Source organism: Candidatus Poriferisodalis sp. (assembly GCF_965208925.1).
GTDB lineage: Bacteria > Actinomycetota > Acidimicrobiia > Acidimicrobiales > Poriferisodalaceae > Poriferisodalis.
Window position 1 is genome coordinate 1,206,948 of record NZ_OZ242364.1, and the last position, 19,551, is coordinate 1,226,498.

General features: G+C 66.4%; 17 protein-coding genes and 1 tRNA gene. 10 read left to right on the forward strand and 8 right to left on the reverse strand.

The window, feature by feature from the left end:
* Positions 1 to 52: 52 nt before the first annotated feature.
* Both ACOGI5_RS05280 and ACOGI5_RS05285 read left to right on the forward strand, forming a co-directional pair.
* Complete coding sequence (locus tag ACOGI5_RS05280) at positions 53 to 1,288, forward strand: hypothetical protein (RefSeq protein WP_419863405.1); 1,236 nt, start codon at positions 53 to 55, stop codon at positions 1,286 to 1,288.
* 207 nt (positions 1,289 to 1,495) lie between these two features.
* On the forward strand, positions 1,496 to 1,906 hold the full coding sequence (locus ACOGI5_RS05285; protein ID WP_419863406.1) for a hypothetical protein: 411 nt from the start codon (positions 1,496 to 1,498) through the stop codon (positions 1,904 to 1,906).
* Between the two features lie 884 nt (positions 1,907 to 2,790).
* Here the strand turns inward: ACOGI5_RS05285 and ACOGI5_RS05290 are convergent.
* The 6 genes from ACOGI5_RS05290 to ACOGI5_RS05315 form a co-directional block, all read right to left on the reverse strand.
* Positions 2,791 to 3,453, reverse strand: a complete 663-nt coding sequence (locus ACOGI5_RS05290; protein ID WP_419863407.1) for a recombinase family protein — start codon at positions 3,451 to 3,453, stop codon at positions 2,791 to 2,793.
* A 170-nt stretch (positions 3,454 to 3,623) separates the two neighbouring features.
* A tRNA-Glu gene (locus ACOGI5_RS05295) sits at positions 3,624 to 3,696 on the reverse strand.
* A 58-nt stretch (positions 3,697 to 3,754) separates the two neighbouring features.
* A complete protein-coding gene (locus ACOGI5_RS05300) occupies positions 3,755 to 5,053 on the reverse strand; it encodes an ATP-binding protein (protein ID WP_419863408.1) in 1,299 nt (432 codons plus the stop codon).
* A gap of 215 nt (positions 5,054 to 5,268) precedes the next feature.
* A complete protein-coding gene (locus ACOGI5_RS05305) occupies positions 5,269 to 5,757 on the reverse strand; it encodes a DUF2017 family protein (protein ID WP_419863409.1) in 489 nt (162 codons plus the stop codon).
* 59 nt (positions 5,758 to 5,816) lie between these two features.
* Positions 5,817 to 6,134, reverse strand: a complete 318-nt coding sequence (gene clpS, locus ACOGI5_RS05310; protein WP_419865437.1) for an ATP-dependent Clp protease adapter ClpS — start codon at positions 6,132 to 6,134, stop codon at positions 5,817 to 5,819.
* Positions 6,135 to 6,249: 115 nt separating this feature from the next.
* A complete protein-coding gene (locus ACOGI5_RS05315) occupies positions 6,250 to 7,275 on the reverse strand; it encodes a COX15/CtaA family protein (protein ID WP_419863410.1) in 1,026 nt (341 codons plus the stop codon).
* Positions 7,276 to 7,311: 36 nt separating this feature from the next.
* On the opposite strand from ACOGI5_RS05315, the gene ACOGI5_RS05320 reads away from it, so the two are divergent.
* From ACOGI5_RS05320 to ACOGI5_RS05355, 8 genes are all read left to right on the forward strand, one after another.
* Positions 7,312 to 8,211, forward strand: coding sequence for a heme o synthase (locus ACOGI5_RS05320; protein WP_419863411.1), 900 nt, complete (start codon positions 7,312 to 7,314; stop codon positions 8,209 to 8,211).
* A gap of 181 nt (positions 8,212 to 8,392) precedes the next feature.
* On the forward strand, positions 8,393 to 10,159 hold the full coding sequence (locus ACOGI5_RS05325; RefSeq protein ID WP_419863412.1) for a cbb3-type cytochrome c oxidase subunit I: 1,767 nt from the start codon (positions 8,393 to 8,395) through the stop codon (positions 10,157 to 10,159).
* Entirely contained in the window at positions 10,159 to 10,779 is a 621-nt protein-coding gene (locus tag ACOGI5_RS05330; RefSeq protein WP_419863413.1) for a cytochrome c oxidase subunit 3, read from the forward strand. The genes ACOGI5_RS05325 and ACOGI5_RS05330 overlap by 1 nt, the downstream gene beginning before the upstream one ends.
* Positions 10,780 to 10,786: 7 nt before the next feature.
* Positions 10,787 to 11,575, forward strand: a complete 789-nt coding sequence (locus ACOGI5_RS05335; RefSeq protein WP_419863414.1) for a hypothetical protein — start codon at positions 10,787 to 10,789, stop codon at positions 11,573 to 11,575.
* A 29-nt stretch (positions 11,576 to 11,604) separates the two neighbouring features.
* Positions 11,605 to 12,756, forward strand: coding sequence for a cytochrome c oxidase subunit II (gene coxB, locus ACOGI5_RS05340; RefSeq protein WP_419863415.1), 1,152 nt, complete (start codon positions 11,605 to 11,607; stop codon positions 12,754 to 12,756).
* A gap of 13 nt (positions 12,757 to 12,769) precedes the next feature.
* Positions 12,770 to 14,872, forward strand: a complete 2,103-nt coding sequence (locus ACOGI5_RS05345; protein ID WP_419863416.1) for a cytochrome c oxidase subunit 4 — start codon at positions 12,770 to 12,772, stop codon at positions 14,870 to 14,872.
* Entirely contained in the window at positions 14,865 to 15,548 is a 684-nt protein-coding gene (locus tag ACOGI5_RS05350) for a cytochrome c oxidase subunit 3 (protein ID WP_419863417.1), read from the forward strand. The genes ACOGI5_RS05345 and ACOGI5_RS05350 overlap by 8 nt, the downstream gene beginning before the upstream one ends.
* An 11-nt stretch (positions 15,549 to 15,559) precedes the next feature.
* Positions 15,560 to 15,943, forward strand: coding sequence for a cytochrome C oxidase subunit IV family protein (locus tag ACOGI5_RS05355; protein ID WP_419863418.1), 384 nt, complete (start codon positions 15,560 to 15,562; stop codon positions 15,941 to 15,943).
* 36 nt (positions 15,944 to 15,979) lie between these two features.
* Here ACOGI5_RS05355 and ACOGI5_RS05360 read toward each other — a convergent pair whose 3' ends face one another.
* Positions 15,980 to 17,728 (reverse strand): UGSC family (seleno)protein, encoded by a 1,749-nt coding sequence (locus tag ACOGI5_RS05360; protein WP_419863419.1) that lies wholly within the window; start codon positions 17,726 to 17,728, stop codon positions 15,980 to 15,982.
* Between the two features lie 5 nt (positions 17,729 to 17,733).
* Positions 17,734 to 19,488 (reverse strand): uracil-xanthine permease family protein, encoded by a 1,755-nt coding sequence (locus tag ACOGI5_RS05365; RefSeq protein ID WP_419863420.1) that lies wholly within the window; start codon positions 19,486 to 19,488, stop codon positions 17,734 to 17,736.
* Positions 19,489 to 19,551: the final 63 nt, after the last annotated feature.

A 19,551-nucleotide genomic window follows, 5' to 3' on the forward strand; every position in this document is an offset into this window, starting at 1 on the left:
GATGACCACTGGAATATCAACATCAGCAATACGACGGCTTGCGGTGGCGCTCATGGCGCTGCTGGTTGCCGTGCCGGCGCTGGCTGTGATCGCGCAGCCCGCGTCGGCGCACGAACAGACCGAGGAGAGATGCGACTACGACCCGCTCACCCAGCAGGAATACAACTGCCGGCAGGTCGAGGTGTCCCATGTGCATCAGCCGAACCACTACTCGCCGCCGCCCGACACATCACCCCGCTCCACCACCACGACCGCCCCGACTACCACGGAGCCGCCGTCGTGCCCGGCGGGTCAGCATTCCAACGGCGGCGCGGGCCGCAACTGCCACGCGCACAGCTTCACCCCGCCGTGCGGGACCGGCACATGGAGCCCAGGCCACGGCCACCCCCCCATACAACGGCCGCCGTGCCCCGCCCCGGAGCCGCCGTCGTGCCCGGCGGGTCAGCATTCCAACGGCGGCGCGGGCCGCAACTGCCACGCGCACAGCTTCACCCCGCCGTGCGGGACCGGCACATGGAGCCCAGGCCACGGCCACACCCCCATTCAGCGCCCGCCATGCACGACGACCACCACGCCAGATGAAGACTCAGACGACGAGGATGATGACTCCAGCGACGAGGGCAATGACGACGACCAGAGCGACGGAAATGCTGGCGATTGTCCCAGCGGCACATTCGTCAGCGGCAACTGCGAACCCAGGGGCGGGACTCCCACCACAACTGCCGACCCGTGCGCGGCATGGATGAGTGCGACGCGCGATGCACTTCATAACTCCGAGGACCCCGTCCCGCCACCGGATGGATGCGGCACCGACGTCGGCGGTGCACTGGGCCGATACTTCACAAGGATGGGGGAGCGTCGGATCGAAAGTGCCGAGGCTAGAGAACAGGCGTACGCAGAACTTCGCCGAGCGATACAAGACGCTTGGAACTACGAGATCCCGCACGTGGATGATGCGATCAATACCGTCAATTGCGCGTGGCTCGGCGTTGTTCTAGTCCGAAGCAAGGGCAAAGCTGCGGCGGCTCCCGGCTGGGGATCCGTTGTGTCAGGGCTCGGATGCGGGCGCTACTTGGAACAACTGACGATTGACGGCAGCGGCCCAGACGCCGACGATGGCGAAAACGACGAGAACGGTCAGGACTCCGACGGCCGCGGCTCGTCTGAGGAATCGGGGTCTGACGACGAAGAGGTCCGACGCCCACAGCCGCGCCCATTTCCGCAGCGGCCCGGAGGCGGTCAGCAGCCTTCATGGAACCCTTGGGACTGGGGCGCCACGAAGGGCTAGAAGCGGGGGGAACAACCCGATTCTGCGCATCCAAGCGTCCGGCTGGGTACAGGCTGACGCATCCACTCAGTTGCGTTGATGACCATCGAAGCACGCGTGCGATCGTGGGCAGGGATCAGGTGCCAGCGAACCCCCGGTCAGTGACAGATCCGATTTTGCCAATGCACCGGAGGCTTTGCAGTGAGCGCATCGAGCTACTCTGAGATCGTGGACGTGGGGATCGAGACGCCGAAGCAGGCCGCAGAAGGGCGCGGGAGTGGTCGGTTCCACTGGGCGAAGCTGGCTTTGGTCGTCTACTTGGGCGTTCTGGCCTTTGAGTGGCTGTCCCATTCGAGATCACAGCGACACATAGTCATTCTCGGCCTCGTGATTGCTGGCTTGACCTACGAGGGAGTTGCACGCATCCGGCGTCGCGAGCCGAGAGCGAAGGACCTGCAAGCGATGCTGGCCGAAGTCTGCTGCTTCGGCCTGCTGGTCTTTGAGTGGGTGCCGCATTCGAGATCGCAGGGATACCTGGCCATTCTCGGTGTTGCGCTTGCTGGCTTGGTCTACGAGCGGACTAGGCGTCGGCGCGCTGCGGTGTGCGAGACGGGGAGCGCCTGGCGACGCCGTGATTAGCCAGCTGCGGTTCGGGACGCCGACTTCGAGCATCGCAGCGTGCGGACCGGTGCCGCGTGTGTCGACCGGGACCACTCGGCCTGTTCGCGTCAAGAGGGGGAATAGCCAAGTCCGGTGAGCGAGTCCACACCGCTGTCCGACCCGGAACTTGAGCTGTGAGCGAGGTAGACGGTTCCACTAGCTGAGTCACTCAGCATCAGTGCGCGGGCCGGCAGCTAGGGCGCTGCAGGATCCTCGCAGTCGGTTTGTTCCTCTTGGTCGGCAGGGGAGTGCCAGAGTCCGCTGAGCGCTGCGGCGCTTGACGGAATGGGATCCCTGCGGGGTTCCCTCCTCAGAGGCCCCGCCCGACGAAGGGCGGGGCCTCACAACATCCTCATCCGCCTTACTTCGACAGATGCGGTCATTGGGCGCAGCGAAGTACCGTGGCACCATCGTGAGCGGCACACCGGCAATGCCGTCTGCCTCCAAGTCGATGCAGCGCCGTCACCCTGTGGCGCGACCACGCAGGGAGGTAGCGCTGCCCGGCCTGTCGCCATCTGTCAAACGGTTGCTGATCGGTTCGGCGGTTCTGCTCGTGCACTTGGCCGTCTTGTCGGTGTTCGGGCCGGCTGCCGTTTCGGCGATGGGGATCGCTTGGGCGCTGGTCATCCTCTGTCTGAGCTACCTCTCTGTGGGGGTCATCGCGCTGGCAGTTCTCCGTTGGCTGCGACGTTGCAGCCCCGAACGCCCAAGACGAGAGCCGTGAGCACTGCGAATCATCGTGAAGCCGTGAGCGATGACGCCGAGGCGCTGTCCCCCGATCGGTAGTGCTTCGGCCACCGCAGCGATCAACGAGTCACGTGGGATGACATCCTGCGGTCAATCGGTGATTACGCCACGGGCGATTAGCCGCTGCCGCTGGCCTGGCTGCTCTTGAGCAGGGAGGCGATGCTGGAGTGGTGCCAGGTGGCCTTGCCGGTCGCGGTGAGGATGCCTGCGACCTCCAGCGCCGCCGCAGTTTCACGCAGGCTGTAGCCATTGGCGTGGAGCTGGATGGCGAGCGCACGGGCTTCTTCCGGTTGACTCGGAGGCCTCCCGAGGCGGGCGCCGTTGCGTCGGGCAGCTTGCAGGGCTGCCTTCGTGCGGTCTTGGGCCATGCCGGCTTCGTGGGCAGCGATAACGGCGAGCATGCCGACCAGCAGACGCCCGCCGCGAGTCCGAACGCCCTCGGGAGCGTCGAGGGTGATCAGCTCCCAGCCGGAACGCTCAGCGTGGTCGAACAGCAGCAACGTCTCTAGGGTGTTGCGGGCGAGCCGATCGACGCTCGTCGCGATGAGCACTTCGCCTTCGCCCCGGTCGAGCTGCACGAGCGCCGCACTCAACCCGCAACGCTCTTGAGTGGGCACCGTTCCTGAGACCGCCTCGTCGGTGACGCACTCAACCACGCGCCATCCGCGTGCAGCTGAGGCGTCGGCAACGGCGCGGTGTTGGGCGTCGATGCTCAGGCCGGAGGCAGCTTGTGTGCCGGTCGACACGCGGGCGTAGGAGATGACCCGTTTTGATTCCATCGAGTACGGTTGTTCATGCACAAATGGGCAACATAGCGGCTGCGAATGAACGATGCCATATGAATGTTTGTTGCTACGCCTGTGCAGGCACCTGCCGTCGTGATGAGATGCTGAGGGAATGCACCTGGGAAGGTGCACCATGAGTTCCGCCACTGCGAGCGTGCTGTCGGCACCCCCAACGGGATTCGAACCCGTGCCGCCGGCGTGAAAGGCCGGTGTCCTAGGCCGCTAGACGATGGGGGCAGGGCGTCTCAGGCTACGCCGGCAGGAGCAGACGGCCACGACGCAATTGCGGGCGCAGTCAGGGGCCAAGCGCGGATATCGGCGTGACGACTACCCCGTCGGGACGGGTGTAGGCGTATCCGGCAGCCGTAATAACCACCAAGGCAGCCGGGTCGCCGACGTGTGCGGTGTCAATGTTCTCGACGAATCGGCGGAGCGAGTCGGCTGCCCGGTCAGTGGTTTCTGGTGAGTGGGAGAGCTTGACCTCTGCGGCGATCCACTCCCCGCCGAACCGCCGCTGGACAACGGCGTCGGCCTCGGTGCCGTTGTCGAGTCGACTGTGGAAGACGTCGCATTCTGCCGCGTCTGCATATACACGCAGGTCGCGAACCACCATCGACTCGAAAAGGAACCCGCATGTATTCAGGTCGTTGAGCAGTCCCCGAGGGCTGGCGCGCAGCACTGCCGCGGCGAGCGAAGGATCAACGAAATGTCGCTTCGGTGACTTCACGAGACGTGAGCGTGAGCGCAGATGGGTCGACCATGCGGGCAGATCCTCGGAGACGAAAAGCTGGTGAAGGGCGTCGACGTACGCGCGCGCCGTTTGGTGATTGATCGGGCTCTCGCCGCCTGCGTCGGCAGCCAGACGCGAGTTCGGAGTCGTCGAAGCTGTGTGGCGCGCGAGCGATATGAAGAATCGCTCCATGAGAACGGGATTGCGGCTGCGACCGGTGCCGAGGTCGATGGCCGTGTGCCGAATGTCGTCGACGTATTCCCTGAGTCGCCGCTGGGCCTCAGCGGGTTCAACAGCACTCAGCCATGGCCAGCCGCCCACGCATATCGCATCGAGGACGCGGCGAAACTCGAGGTCGGTTTGTCTCGACGAGACCGTCTCGCCGTTGAGCAGGGCCGAGAGCGAGACGTGTCCATGAGATGCACCCGACTCGAAGAGTGACATCGGCCGCAGGCGCGTTCGCGCGATCCTGCCGGCGCCGGAGTGCCGGGTCACGTCATCGGCTGGAGCTGCTGAGCCAGTGAGCAAGAATCGACCGGGTTCGGCCGAGTGATCGCATGCGTGACGAACGTGGTTCCAGATCGCCGGTGCGAGTTGCCACTCATCGAGCAGTCGGGGAGCGTTGCCTTCGAGCACGGCGTCGGGGCTGAGTTCGGCGAGCCGACGTGCAGAGGCATCAGCATCGAAGCGCAGGGCACTGCGGGCGTGGTTGAGTGCCGTCCAGCTCTTGCCGCAGCCCTTGGGCCCCTCGATGAGTACTGCGCCGACTGAGCGAAGCCGTTCGTCAATGAGAGGATCCGCGACGCGTGCGCGATAGCCCGCTGGTGTCAGCGTGCCGCTCTGCTCTGAGGATTCATCGGGCAAGAAGCTGCCTCCGCAAATTGTCCTTGTTTGAGTGCAGTGTAGCGATGCTTTGGTTTTGAGTGTAGGAGATTTACTGTTTTAAACGTATGAAATTGAAGAGTTTTGACGTAGGAATTTCTTCTGCTTGGGTACGTCAAGGAACCAAGACCGCAGTCTTCGCACTCAGCATGAGCGCGAAGATTGACTCCATAGCCCAAGTTGTGATCCGGGCCGGGTCAGCGGTGGGTGGCGTCGATGAGTTCTGCGAGCAGCCCGCCGAGGTAGTGGTAGCGCAGCCGTGGCCGCTGTGCGGGATCGTGCGGATCCATCTCGGCGGGATCGTCCTCTTCGGAGATGTCGAGCTGGGTGCCGAGCACGAGGCGCAGCTCATTCAGGCCCTGCATCCAAGCGGTGATCTGCTCGTCGTCGAGGTGGTCCGCGGCGAGCGTGCTGTCGAGCAGATCGAGATGGTCCAAGCGCTCGGCCAGCAGCTCGTCGCGCATCAGCCGCTGGTACTCGGCGTCGCGGTCGGGATCGCTCAGGTAGGCGGGCGGGAACAAGCGACGCAATGACGGATCCAGCCCATCGCCGCCGTCGCGTGCAGGCGTGTGGTCGAGCAGGTTGGATCGCAACTCGCCCACCATCTCGGCCAGCAGCCGGCGTTCCCAGTCGGCGAGGTGCACGCTCACGAGCGAGCCGCGGGCGCCGAACCGTGTGCCGCTCACGGGGCCTCCGCAGGCAGGCCATCGCCGCTCAGTCGCTGGTGCATCTCCGCGAGCACAGCTCAGTTGTCCTTCTGCATGGTGGCCCAGAGGCCGTATTCGTGGAGCCTGAAGACATCCAGTTCGGCCTTCTCACGTGAACCCCACGCGACTGCGGCACGGCCCTTGTTGTGCACGTCCAGCATCAGCTCGGTGGCCTTGGCCTCGCTGTAGCCGAACAGCTTCTGGAACACGTACACGACATAGCTCATCAAGTTGATCGGATCGTTCCAGACCAGGACCACCCACGGCACGTCGGTGCTGTGCTCGTCCTCGCTGGTCGGATCACGGACAACCTCGGGGTCGGCAACGGCTGGCGCTTGCGCTAGCCGCGGTGACAGGGCTGGCGCTTGCGCTAGCCGCGGTGACAGGGCTGGCGCTTGCGCTAGCCGCGGTGACAGGGCTGGCGCTTGCGCTAGCCGGGGTGCCACAGCTGGAGCGGTCGAGCTCACGGGTTCATTCTGGGAAGCCGCGCCCCGCGATGCCAACCGAACCGGCGACGCCAGGCTCCGCTGAGGCGCGCCGTCCAGTCTCTGCTGCGAGCAGCAGGCGAGTCACCATGATCGTGAGCAGCGTCGCGCCGACGACATGCAGCGCCACCAGCAGCACGGGCAGCTCATTGAAGTACTGCACGTACCCGATCGCTGCCTGCACAGCCATCACGCCGATCACGATCCGAACGCGCCGGCCGAGCTCGGTCGTCGCGCCGGCCTGTTGCGTCGCAGCCAGCCGTCGCACCTGCAAGGCGAGCAGCAAGACGGCCGCAGCCAGGACTGCCACTGTGATGCCGTGAATGCGGGCCACCGACGGCAAGGCGAACTGCAGGCGCTCGACATGCTCGTCACCGCCGTGCGGTCCGGTGCCGGTCACCACTGTCCCGGTCCACAGGGCCGCAGCCGTGAGCGTCGCGGCCAGCCATGCGAGTGTCCGGACCTGGGTCGGCAGCCGCATCGTGCCCTCACCACCGGGCGGCGATTCCCACGATGCTCGATGCTGCAAGACGACCGCGGCCGACACCAGCACCTGCGACGCCAGAAAGTGCGACATCACGATCGGCGGGGACAGGTGCGTCAGCACAGTCACGGCGCCGAGACCGATCTGGAAGATCACGCCGGCCACCAGGCCCAGCGACCACCACACCAAGTCGCCGCGGCGCGGCAGCCGCCACCACGATGCCGCCACAGCCACGACGACAGCGGCTGACACCAAGCCAGTCACCATGCGGTTGCCGAATTCCACCCAGCCGTGAAAGTCCGCCGCCGGTACGAACTCACCGGGCTCGCAGTTGGGCCAGTCGCTGCATCCCAAGCCGCTGCCCGTGAGCCGCACGAGCGATCCGGTGATCACGATCGCCACGAGGGACCACAGGGCCCAGCGCGCGATCACGGCGAAACGCTCGGGAGTGACGTACAGCCTGCGCCCTCGCGGGCGCATCGGATTCAGCCTGCGCCCCTGCGGCGGCGACGGGTCCGGCAATCTCACGCTGAAACGTTAGGGGCGACGCGTAGCCTCACAGCAATGCTGGCGGCGCTGCGCCCAACACTGCGTGGATCAACATTGCGGGGATACGTCGCGCTCACCAAGCCGCGCATCATCGAGCTGCTGCTGGTGACGACGGTGCCGCCGATGTTCGTGGCCGAGCGCGGCGTGCCCTCCGTGGCACTGATGCTGTTCACCGTCGTCGGCGGCACGCTGTCCGCAGCGGGCGCCAACACATTCAACATGTACATCGATCGCGACATCGACGCGACGATGGAACGCACGGCCCACCGCCCATTGGTGGTCGGCACGGTGACCCCGCGCGCTGCACTGATCTACGGCGTGGTGCTCGAAGCGGCAGCATTCGGGATTCTGTGGTGGGGCGCCAATCTGCTGGCAGCGGGGCTCGCGCTGGCTGCGTGCCTGTTCTACGTGTTCGTCTACACGCTGTGGCTGAAGCGTTCGTCAGCCCAGAACATCGTCATCGGCGGGGCGGCCGGCGCTGCGCCGGTACTCGTCGGCTGGGCGGCCGTGACCGGCACGCTGTCGCTCGAGGCTTGGATCGCGTTCGCGATCGTCTTCTTCTGGACGCCCCCGCATTTCTGGGCGCTGGCCATTCGCTATGCCGACGACTACGACAGCGCTGAAGTGCCGATGCTGCCGTCGGTGGCCAGCGAGCGTTCCGTGCTGGTGCAGATGACGCTGCACACCCTTGCGGTGATCGCGCTGTCGCTGTGGTTCGCCGTGGCTGCCGGCGCCGGAGGCCTGTACTGGGCAGTCGCGTTGGCCGGCGGAGGCGCGTTCGGATGGCAGCTGGTGACGCTGTGGCGCGCGCTGACACCCCAGACCGCGATGCGCGTGTTCCACACCTCGATCGCGTACCTGGGGCTGCTGTTCGCGGCGATGGCTGTCGACGTGGTCGTTCGGCTCAGCTGGTAATGAAGCCAGAGGCTGAGCCGCTCGGCGAAGCCGTGGCCCGAGCGGCCCGTGAGCGCAGCGAACAAGAGCGGGAAGGAGCGGGGCGAACAATCTGGTTGAGGGGGCTGCGGGTCGCTAGAGTGCGCCGTTGGCGTCGCCCCAAAGCGGCGCTGCCAGCCGAGTTCGGGAACCACATCGCCGCATGACCGACGCCACTACCGAAGCGACGCATTCGGGGGGATCTGCCGGGACCACACCGGCAGAAGACCCGACGGCGTTCGGCTGGCTCAACACCGCCGACCACAAGCGCATCGGCCGGCTGTTCATCGCCTGCTCGCTGCTGTTCGCCTTGGCCGGCCTGGTCGCAGATCTGCTCGTGCGCTTCGACCTGGCCTCGTCCAGCGGGCACACCGTCCTGAGCGCCGGCTCGTTCGTGCAGGTCTTCACGTTCACCCGGGATGCCCTGGTGTTCGGCATGCTCATCCCGCTGTTCCTGGGCATCGCCATCTATGTGGTGCCGCTGCAGGTGGGAGCGCCGATCGTGGCCTTCGGGCGTGCAGCCGCCCTGTCGTTCTGGGGCTGGCTGGTGTCGGCGGGCGTGCTGGTGGGGGCGTATGTCGCCAACGGCGGTCCCGGGGGCGGTTTCTCTGACGGGGTCGACCTGCACCTGCTGGCCGTCGCGGGGCTCGTGATCTCGCTGCTCACCGGCGCGATCTGTGTTGCCGTCACCACGCTCACCATGCGTGCGCCGGGCATGTACATGGACCGCACCCCGCCGTTCGCCTGGTCGGCGCTCGTCACTGCGTCGATGCTCGTGGTCAGCCTCGGCGTGGTGCTCGGCCAGATCGTCATTCTCTACATCGAGCACCGCTACGGTCCCCGCTTCCTGGGCGGCAACTACGGCATCTGGTCGCGCATCGACTGGATGTACCGCACGCCGCAGCTGTTCATCTACGTGGTGCCGGTGCTCGGCGTGGTCGCCGAGATCATGCTGGCCGCCGCACGCCGCTGGGTCTTCGAACCGCTGGCGCTCTACTTCACCATGGGACTTGTCGGGCTCTTCGGCTTCGGCGCGTGGGCCAACTTCGGCATCACCGATGAGGGCGCCGACATCGTCGACGGTCTCGAGGGCATCGTGCTGGTCGGCCTGTATGCGGGCGCCCTCGCAGGAGTCTCGGGCTTGCTGGCGCTGCTCGGATTCACGTTGTGGCAGAGCCGTAACCGGCCGCGGCCTCGCAGCGGCGCAGTATCGCTGACGCGGCCCAACACGGCGGTGGTGGCTGCGTTCGGCGCGGGAACGCTGATCGCCGTGGCGGCGCTGGTGGGCCTGATCGGCGCCGGCGTGGACTGGTTGCAGATCGCGGGACGCGGCACCGATGGGAATGCTCCGCTGCGATTCACCACTTGGGTCACCGGCCAGCAGAGCCTGCTCATCTACGGCGCCGGGCTGCTCGGCGGGCTGGCTGCGCTGCACTGGTGGGCACCCAAGATCTGGGGCCGACGGCTGTCTGAGCTTGCCGGGTTCGCCAGCCTCCTGGCGATCGGCGGCGGCGCCCTGTTGACATGGCTGGGCCCGACGCTGTCAGGCGTCTTCACCGAGCAGCCGCAGTTCGTCTACGGCGCGCCGCTGCTCACTACTCGCTATGCCGGTCAGGTCGACGATGCGGGCGCTGAAGGCCTGTCGGCGCTCGGCGCAGTCGGCGTCGTCATCGTGCTGGCCGGGGTGGCGCTCGTAGTGCTGAACCTGCTCGTGAGCGTGGCCTTGCGCAAGGGCGCCGAAACCGAGGCCGACCCGTGGGACGGGCTGACACCGGAATGGCTGCTGCCCTCGCCGCCCCCGCTCGGTCCCGCTGCTGCCCTGCCCGAACTCACCTCGGGAACTCCCTTGCTCGACGCCGAACTCAACCCGAACGGGTTCAACGGAACCGGGGCCGCAGCCGAACGCGAAGCGGAAGAGGTGCCGGCCTGATGGCAGACACGACGACCGCCGTCGAAGCTCCGCAGCCGGGGCGCTACAGCGTTCCCGGCCCGCCGCCGCGCCCCCGCAGCCAGCTCGTCGGCACCGGCTTCGCCATCGCGGCCGGGGCCATGGCGGTCGCCGGCGCACTGGGCCACTACATGGCGCGGCGGCATGCATCGGGAATCGACCCCGGCCACGACTGGCTCGCCGGCCAGTCGGTGCCGAATCCGCAGCTCGTCTACGCGCTCATCACCCTGCTGGTCTCCGTCGTCACGGCGCACTGGGCGGTGTGGGCCAGCGGCCGCGGCGAACGCGGTCACACCTGGGTGGGCATGGCGCTCACCCTGGTGATGGGGCTGGCCTTCTTCAACATGGTGATGTTCAGCCTGAACCGAATGGAACTCGAGATCGGCTCGAGCGAATGGGCGACCCTGGCGTTCGCGGTCACCGGGCTCTCGCTGGCCATCTTGATCGTGGGGATGTTCTACCTGGGCTTGATGACGCTCCGTTCGCTGGGCGGCAGTGTGGGCCGCGACCGTTCGACGCCGCTGGGCTCAGCGGTCTTCTTCTGGGACTTCGCCGTACTTGCGTGGGCCGCCACCTGGTACGTCGTGTACGTGGTGAAGTAGGGGATCGATGGTCGGCATCGCCAGCAGGTACTTCGCCGGGCGCATCGCGTTGGCGGCCGCAGCCGCGGTGGCGGTGGGCGTGCTCACGGGCATGGACGGCACCGGTCACGTGGTCATGTACGCCACGATCGTGCTCGGCGTGGCTGCCGGGGCCTTCGCCCTGCTGTTCGCCCTGGCGCTGACGGTGGGCGACGGCGACTCGCTCGACCGGGAGCACTCGCACGTCCATCGCGCCACCCCGGCGTACTGGCCGATCATGGCAGCGGTCGGGATGGGCGTGCTCATGGTGGGGCTGGTGACCGACTCACTGCTCACCATTGCGGGCGTGGCGTTGTTGCTGATCTCCGCCATCGAGTGGACCATGAGCGCATGGGCGGAGCACCTGTCCACCGATGCAGAGTCGAATGCGATCGAACGCGCACGGCTGCTGCGGCCCTTTGAGATCTCGCTCTACGGCGCGCTGGGCATCGCCATACCGGTGGTGCTCGCTTCTCGCATCTTCCTGACCGTCAGCAAGACGGCGGCGAGCTTTGCGGCAATCGTCATCGCGGCGGTGATCTTGGCGTTCGCCTTCGTCGTGTACGCGAAGCCGCAGATACGACGCGCCGTCACGGCGTCCATGCTGGTGCTGGGCGGCGTTGCGCTCATCGTCGCGGGCATCACCTCAGCCGTGATCGGCGAGCGTGAGTTCCATCACCATGGCGGCCACGCCGAAGCAGATGGTCACAGTGAGGCCGACGATCATGGCGCCGGCGGATCAGGCGAGATGAGCGAATCGGACGGAGGGCACGAGTGATGGGCGCTCGCTTCGCTCGACGCTGTTTCGTGGCCATACTGGCGCTGCTGGGTTTGCTGCTGGCGGGCTGCGCCACCGGTCGCCTCGATGCCACCAAGCCGATCGGCGAAGAAGCCCGCGACATCGACGGCCTCATGCGCCTGTCGGGTTGGATGGCGGTCGGCGTCGGCATCTTCGTGGCTGCCGCTGTTGCCGTGATCATCGTGAAGTTCCGGGCCAAGCCCACCGATGACCCCGACGACCTGCCGCCGCAGATCCACGGCAATCGCAAGGCCGAGTTGACTTGGACGCTCATCCCGACGGCGATGCTGGTGTTCCTCACGATCTACACGCTGCCGACGGTGTTCGCGCTCGCCTCCGAAGGAGACGGGCGCACCATCAAGGTCGAGGGCCAGCAGTGGTGGTGGCAGTTCAGCTACGACCTCGACGAAGACGGCCACTACGACATCGTCACCGCGAACGACCTGGTGATCCAGACCGGGGAAGAGGTCAACCTCGAGATCCACTCCAACGATGTCATCCACTCGTTCTGGATCCCCCAGCTGAACGGCAAGAAAGACGCTGTCCCCGGCCGGATACACGAGTGGCGGATCAGCTCCGACGAGCCGGGCATCTTCTACGGCGAGTGCGTGGAGTTCTGCGGGCTCAGCCACGCCAACATGCAGATGCGCACCATCGTGCTCACTCCCGCCGACTTCGATCGCTGGGTGCAAGAACAGCTCGCCGGCAAGGAGGCGGCGCAAGCGGCGCCTGCTGAGGAGTCACCCGAAGCTGCCGGTGCGGCGCTGTTCGAGACCCATTGCATCAGCTGCCATGTCGTCGACGGCGCCTACGAGAGCGCAGCCGGCGGCAATGCGAACCTGCTCGCGGGCATCGCACCGAATCTCACCAACCTGATGAGCCGCACGGCCTTTGCCGGAGCGCTGTACGAGACCTACCAGACCGGGCCCGACGGGGAATACCTGCGCAATCCCGACGGAAGTCTCAAGCTCAACCTTGCCGAGCTGCGTGAGTGGGTGCGCAACGCGCCCGACATGAAGCCGGCTCGTGCCGACAACCAGCAGGGCATGCTGGATTTCTCCGAGGTGTTGACCGATCAAGACCTCGACAACCTGATGGCCTACTTGCAGACCCTTGGCAGCGAGCCGGTGCTGCCCGCGACGAACGCCGGCGCAGGCTGAGGAGGACGACCTGATGGCAATCATCACCGATCAGCCGGAAAGCCCTGATCTGCCGGACAGCTCTGGACCGGGCACCGAGCTCGAGGTGGCTGACGGCACCTCCGATCACGACGACTCCCCGCGTACCGGCGTCTTCGCTCGTCCCACGCACGCGACCGGTTGGCGCGAGTGGCTCTTCACGGTGGACCACAAGAAGATCGGGATCATGTACGGCGCCCTCGCGCTGTTCTGGTTCCTGATCGGCGGCCTCGAGATCGGGCTGGTGCGCCTGCAGCTGTGGGCGCCTGACGGCGAGGTGATCAGCGCCGACTTCTACAACCAGCTGTTCACCATGCACGGCGTCACCATGGTCTTCCTGGTGATCATGCCGCTGGCGAACGCGTTCGCGAACTATCTCGTGCCGTTGCAGATAGGCGCCAGGGACGTGGCCTTCCCGCGCATGAACGCGCTGGGCCTCTGGATCTTCTTCTTCGGCGGCATCTTCCTGAATCTCAGCTGGTTCCTGGGCGGCGGCGCCGACGGCGGCTGGTTCGCCTATGCGCCCAACACCGGCATGGCCTACAGCCCTGGCCACGGCATGGACTTCTACGCCTTGGGCCTGCAGATTGCCGGCATCGCCTCGCTGCTGGGTGCCATCAACCTGCTGGTGACCATCATCAACATGCGCTGCCCGGGCATGAGCCTGCTGCGCATGCCGGTGTTCACCTGGATGATCCTGGTGGTGCAGTTCCTGCTGGTGTTCGCCCTGCCGGTCATCACGGTGGCGCTGATCCTGTTGACGTTCGATCGAACCTTCGATGCCAACTTCTTCAATGTCGACGCGGGTGCCGATGCCCTGCTCTGGCAGCACCTGTTCTGGATATTCGGCCATCCGGAGGTCTACATCCTGATCCTGCCGGCATTCGGCGTGGTGTCCGAGACGCTGCCGGTGTTCAGCCGCAAGCCGCTGTTCGGCTACCCGATCGTGGTGCTGTCGGGTGCGGCCATCGGCTTCATGGGATGGGGCGTGTGGGCGCACCACATGTTCACCTCGGGCATGGGGCCGGTCTCGGTGGCGGCGTTCTCGGCGACCACCATGTTCATCGCGGTGCCGACGGGCGTGAAGATCCTGAACTGGATCGCGACCATGTGGGCGGGCAAGGTCCGCTTCACCGTGCCGATGATGTTCTCGGTGTCGCTCGTAGCCATGTTCACGATCGGCGGTTTGTCCGGCGTCATGCATGCGATCGCGCCCGCCGACACCCAGCAGACCGACACGTACTTCATCGTGGCGCACTTCCACTACGTGCTCGTGGGCGGCGCGCTCATGGGCATGTTCGCCGGCATGTACTACTGGTGGCCCAAGGCGTTCGGCTACCACCTCAACGAGCGGCTGGGCCGCTGGCACTTCTGGCTGATGCTGCTGGGCTTCAACGTCACGTTCGGGCCGATGCACATCGTGGGCCTGCAGGGGATGGCCCGGCGCCACAGCGTCTATGGGGAATTCGACGGTTTCGAGTTCTGGAACAAGATCGCCACCATCGGCTACTTCTTCATGCTCATTGCCATGGTGATCCTGGCCGTCAACATCTTCCGCACGTGGGGCCGCCACCGCCGGGGTTTGGAGCCGGGGGCCGGAGCCGACCCGTGGGACGGCCGCACGCTGGAATGGGCCATTCCCTCGCCGGTGCCCGAGCACAACTTCGACTACGTGCCCGTGGTGAGCGATGTCGACGACTTCTGGCACAAGAAATACCAGCCCGACGAGACCGGCAAGCTGCGACGGATTGCCTACGGCAACGACATCGCCCAGATCGGCGATCAGCACCCGCACCTGCCGTCGCCGTCGTACTGGCCGATCGTGCTGGCGATGGGCATGCCGCTCATCGGGTTCGGGCTGATCTACAACCTGTGGATCGCCGGCATCGGGCTGTTGTTGCTGGTCGGTTCCATGTTCGGTTGGACCCTCGAGCCGGCCACCGATCCCGATGCGGGTCACGGTCACGGCCACGACGGGCATGGCGACCACGACGATGATCATGGTGGCGGGCAACATGACGACAGCCCCGACGGCCATGATGACGGGAACGGCGTGCTGACCGCCAGCACCCCAAACGGGGAGGCCGCCGGTGACTGACACCCCCACGACCGGCAGCACAGCGGCCGCCGTCGAACCGGCCGAAGGCGACGAACCGCAGATCGCCTACCCGCGCACGGAGTGGGACGACTACGAGATCGTCCCGCCCACCACGAGCCTGTCCAACGAGAAGCTGACGATGTGGACCTTCCTGGGTTCGGATTGCCTGCTCTTCGGGGCGTTGATCTCGACCTACCTGTTGCTGCGCAACCGTCAACCGCTGTCGGGCGAAGGGTCGCTGAAAGCCGCCGATCTGTTCGACATCCCGTTCACCTCGGTGAGTTCGTTCGTGCTGTTGATGAGCTCGCTCACCATGGTGCTCGCGGTGTCGGCGATCGCCAGGGGCGAGATGGAGCGCTGCAAGCTGTGGCTGCTGACCACTGCAGCGCAGGGTGCCGTGTTCATCGCCGGTCAGGTGTACGAGTTCACGAGCTTCTACCGGGAAGGCCTCGGCTTCACCGTCAGCATCTCGTCGTCGGCCTTCTACACGTTGACCGGCTTCCACGGCGTCCACGTGTCGCTGGGCATCATCATGCTGGTCACGCTGTGGGCGATGATCAATCGAGGGATCATCGGTCCTGAGCGAGCAGAGACCGTCGAGATCATCGGCCTGTACTGGCACTTCGTCGACATCGTCTGGATCGTGATCTTCGCGGTCGTGTACCTGATCCCGTAGGAAGTGCAGCGATGAGCACCGCCACCGAAGCCGCATCCGAAGAGCTCCACCCCTCCGACGAGGCTCACGACGACCATGACCACGGCCTGAGCGACTGGGGCTACATCAAGGTCGCACTGCTGCTGGCCGTGCTCACGGCGGCCGAAGTGCTGATCTACTTCTTCGATGACAGGGTCGGCCCGCTGGAAGTGCCGTTGCTGCTGATACTGATGGTCGTCAAGTTCCAGATCGTCGTGGCGTACTTCATGCACCTGCGCTTCGACAACAAGCTGTTCACGTGGATGTTCGTAGGAGGGCTGGTGCTCGCTATCGCGGTCTACGCGGCGATGGGCACCTCAATGCTGTTCTGGACCGACCCAGCCGGCTGCGATCTCAGTCCCGGCCTCAGCTGCTGATCGCTGAGCCGCCGCGACGCGCAGCGCCGCCGGCCGTCAGCTGCGGCCGAGGTGTTCGACCGCTGCGGCGGTGTAGTCGCCGTGGGGGCCGTCGTGGCTGAACACGTAGGCGTTGGTGCGGTTCGCGTCGCCTGCCACGGCGATGACGAACTTCGCCGGCTCTGAGACGATCGGCACCAGGCGGTCCGGGTCGTCCGATTCGGCAAACTGCGACGGCAAGTCGCCGGCCGCGACGACATCGGTGAGCCGGGGGCGGCCTGCTGCCAGGTTGGTCCACTCGCCGATGAGCTTCTCGAAGCGCCACGCCGGGATGCGAGCGTGTTCGAACAGGGCCTCGGCCAGGTTTGCTTTGGTCCAGCCGGCTGCTGCGCAGGTGCGCGCCAGGATCGGTGACAGCACCAGCAGCGGCCGGTAGTGCATTCGGCCGAGGCCGTACAGGTGACCGAGGTCCCATCCGGTGATCCGCGCCAGGCCGTCGGCAAGGTACGGCACGATCTCGTCAGGAGTCGAGCCGAACACGCTGCCGACGATGGCACCGCTGTTGAAGCGGGCCATGGTCAGCACGTCGTCGTCAGGGCCATAGCCGAACTCGGCGCTGACGGGATCCCAGCCGATGTCGGCCAGCGTGGCTTGGTCCTCGCACAGCACGACACGGAACGAGTTCCCGAAGGTGGACTTGTCGTGCTCAGCCGCGGTGAAGCCGAACACGTTGCGCTGGTAGAGCCGCAGCCAGCGGCCGACGCTGGTGTTGGCGCGCACGCCGTCGCGCAGTGCGCCGACACCGGAGTTGAAGCCGAGCGCTGCCGCATTCGGACCGTCCAGGATCATCAGGGCGTCGGCGCCGGTGGTGTTGCCCGAGTGCTCTGCGCCGTAGTGCGGGTCGGCAAGGATGCGCGCCGCGGCCAGCAGCACGCCCAGGTGTGCCGGCTCGCAGCCCGCCATGACGGCATTGGCGGCCACCGACCACACGGTCATGTTCCTGCCGGTGGTGCGGGCGAGGCCCAGCGATTGCTGGGGATCCAGGCCCGTGCCTGCCAGGAACCTCTCGACACGGTCCCGCGTCGGCGGCACGATCGGCAGCCCGTCGGACCAGCCCCGCTCGGCGAAGGCGTCGTTGATCTCGTCGACCGAACCGCTGATCGCCGTGCTGTGCGGGTCCACTGCAGCCGGATCGCCGATGTCCCGATTGCCGAGCGCAGCCGCTCCGTTTGTTCCGTTGCGTTCGGCGGACGCTCCGGTCAGGCCTTCGACGACGGCGTCCACGGTGTGATTGACGAAGTTGGCTGTCATCTGGGCGGCGGATTGGGCATCCACGTGGCCCACGGTGAGCGCCACCGGAAGCTGCTCGAAGCCGTACCCCCGTGCGGTAGCGGCGGCTTGGCCGTCGAAGCTCTCGCACACGATCGAGACCGACGGCACTCCCGCGGTCTCGGCTGCTACCGCTGCCCGCGCCACGGCGGGCGTGCAGCTGCCTCAGCAGCCCATGCCCGACACGACGGCGTCGACAGCTCGTGATCGCAGCGAGTCGGGCAGGCGGTCGATGACCGCGGCTTCGTCGCCGCCGTGGGTGTTGCCGAACGTCTCATAGCCGACGAAGGTCACTCCCTCATAACGGGCAGCGAGTTCGCGCTCGAGAATCGGGAACAGCTCATCGCCCCGGAACAGGTAGTCCCACAGGAACCCGATCCGCTTGCCGGTCAGCGTGTCGAGCCTCGGCGCCAGCTCTCGCTGCTCGATGCCTGACGGTGCTCCGGGCCAGACGACGTCGTACGACGGTTCAGTCATGAGGCTCAGTCTCTCGGGTCGGGCACGTCAACGTGGACGGTCACGATATCCACCTCGTGATATTGCTGATGATGCACCGATGCGGCGTGATGCTGCAGCACTCGAAGCGAAAGATCCCGTTCGACTGGCCGCTCCACACTTTCCGAATCGAGCACCGCGAGCCGGTCCTCGATGTTCTCCTCGCTCGCCGCGGCGACGAATTCGAGTACGGCCCGGCCGTCCTGTTTGCTCAATGTCAGCCGCAGGGCGCGAGACTCGCCAGCGCTGGGGGACCCTCCGGCGTCGGTCAGCGTCAGCAGCGACTCCTCGGCGACTGCCTCGAGACGGTCCGACATCGCCCGGCTCCAGCCGGTGCGGTCGGCGAAGCGCCCCAAGAACACCCGAATCTGCGGCAACGACGACGTTGCCAGCTCGCAGCGGAGCCGCTGGGGGCGTGCCTGGGCGACCTCGGTGAACAGCGTCAGGACAATCGCGGTCAGCCCGCCGGCCGTCATGCCGTTCTGGAGGAAGCCGCCCGCGAACCCATCGAGATACTCGGGGAAGATCACGTTGTTCTGAAAGCCCACGCCGATCCAGAACGAGAAGCCCGCGATCAGCCCCTTGCGGTAGTCGGTCGCGTCGGCGACGACGATCTGCATGCCGGTCACGAACAGCATCGCCAGCAGGATCGTTGCGTATGCCGCGACGACGGCGTCGGGCACCGCCATCACCACCGCGAGTGCCTTTGGCACGAATGCCATCACGATGAAGAAGGTGCCGATGGCCACGCCTACCCGGCGAGCCGCCACACCGGTCAGCTCGGTGACCGAGATGCTCATCGAATAGGTGGTGTTCGGCACGGTGCCCGCCAGGCCCGACAGCAGGTTGCCGGTGCCATCGGCGGCGACAGCGCCCTGCACTGCCCGGTAGTCGACTGCCCGGGGCCGCCGCCAGGACACCCGCTGGATGGCCACCGAGTCGCCGATGGTCTCGATCGCACCGATGAGGGTGGCAAACACGAAACCTGGCAAGAGGATCCAGAACTCTGAACCGAACGTGAAGTCGAACCCGGGCCAGCCGCCGTCCGGCAGGCCGATCCAGCCCGCCTCGGCAACCCGATCGAAGTCGTACAGCCCGAAGAATGCCGCGACGACCGATCCGGCCACGATGCCGATGACCGGCGCCCACAGTCGGAGGCTCCCGCGGGCCTTCAGCGCGATCACGACTATGACACCGACAGCCACGAGGGCGCTGACGGGCGCACTCGCTGCGGCAGCGTCTTCGGGCGATGCAGCCACCATGTCGAAGATGAGCGGCATCACCGAGACCGCGATGAGCATGACCACGGTCCCGGCCACGGTCGGCGTGAACAGCCGCCGGAACAGTGAGAGCTTCGCAGCCAGCAGGAACTGGAACAACGACGAGGCCACGACCAGCGTGGCCAAGAGCCCCGGCCCGCCGTCGACGAGCGCTGTGACGCAGACCGCGATGAAGGCGCCGGAAGTGCCCATCAGCAGCACATAGCCCGCGCCGATGCGTCCGAACCGGACTGCTTGGGTGATGGTGCTGACGCCGCTGATCGCTGCGGCGGCGAACACCGCCCACGCCAGGTACGCGTCTGATCCGTCAGCGGCGCGGACAACGATGGCAGGAGTCAGCACGATGCCGGCAATGGCGAGGATGGCGAACTGCAGGCCCAGCCCGGCCGTGAGCGGCAGCGGGGGCGTGTCAGAGGCTTCGAAGCGGAGGTGCCGGTCTGGGGCCGGCGCATGATCTGGCATCTGGCGATGCTTGCGGGCGACGGGCACGTGCGCAAGCACCGCCGATCCGGCGCGGGCCCAGAC

Excerpts from the sequence above, each read along its gene's own strand:
- ACOGI5_RS05280 (WP_419863405.1), top strand. The coding sequence starts at position 53 with ATGGCGCTGCTGGTTGCCGTGCCGGCGCTGGCTGTGATCGCGCAGCCC.
- ACOGI5_RS05330 (WP_419863413.1), top strand. The coding sequence starts at position 10,159 with ATGGCAGACACGACGACCGCCGTCGAAGCTCCGCAGCCGGGGCGCTAC.
- ACOGI5_RS05290 (WP_419863407.1), bottom strand. The coding sequence starts at position 3,453 with ATGGAATCAAAACGGGTCATCTCCTACGCCCGCGTGTCGACCGGCACA.
- ACOGI5_RS05345 (WP_419863416.1), top strand. The coding sequence starts at position 12,770 with ATGGCAATCATCACCGATCAGCCGGAAAGCCCTGATCTGCCGGACAGC.
- ACOGI5_RS05355 (WP_419863418.1), top strand. The coding sequence starts at position 15,560 with ATGAGCACCGCCACCGAAGCCGCATCCGAAGAGCTCCACCCCTCCGAC.
- ACOGI5_RS05325 (WP_419863412.1), top strand. The coding sequence starts at position 8,393 with ATGACCGACGCCACTACCGAAGCGACGCATTCGGGGGGATCTGCCGGG.
- ACOGI5_RS05320 (WP_419863411.1), top strand. The coding sequence starts at position 7,312 with ATGCTGGCGGCGCTGCGCCCAACACTGCGTGGATCAACATTGCGGGGA.
- ACOGI5_RS05365 (WP_419863420.1), bottom strand. The coding sequence starts at position 19,488 with ATGCCAGATCATGCGCCGGCCCCAGACCGGCACCTCCGCTTCGAAGCC.
- ACOGI5_RS05335 (WP_419863414.1), top strand. The coding sequence starts at position 10,787 with ATGGTCGGCATCGCCAGCAGGTACTTCGCCGGGCGCATCGCGTTGGCG.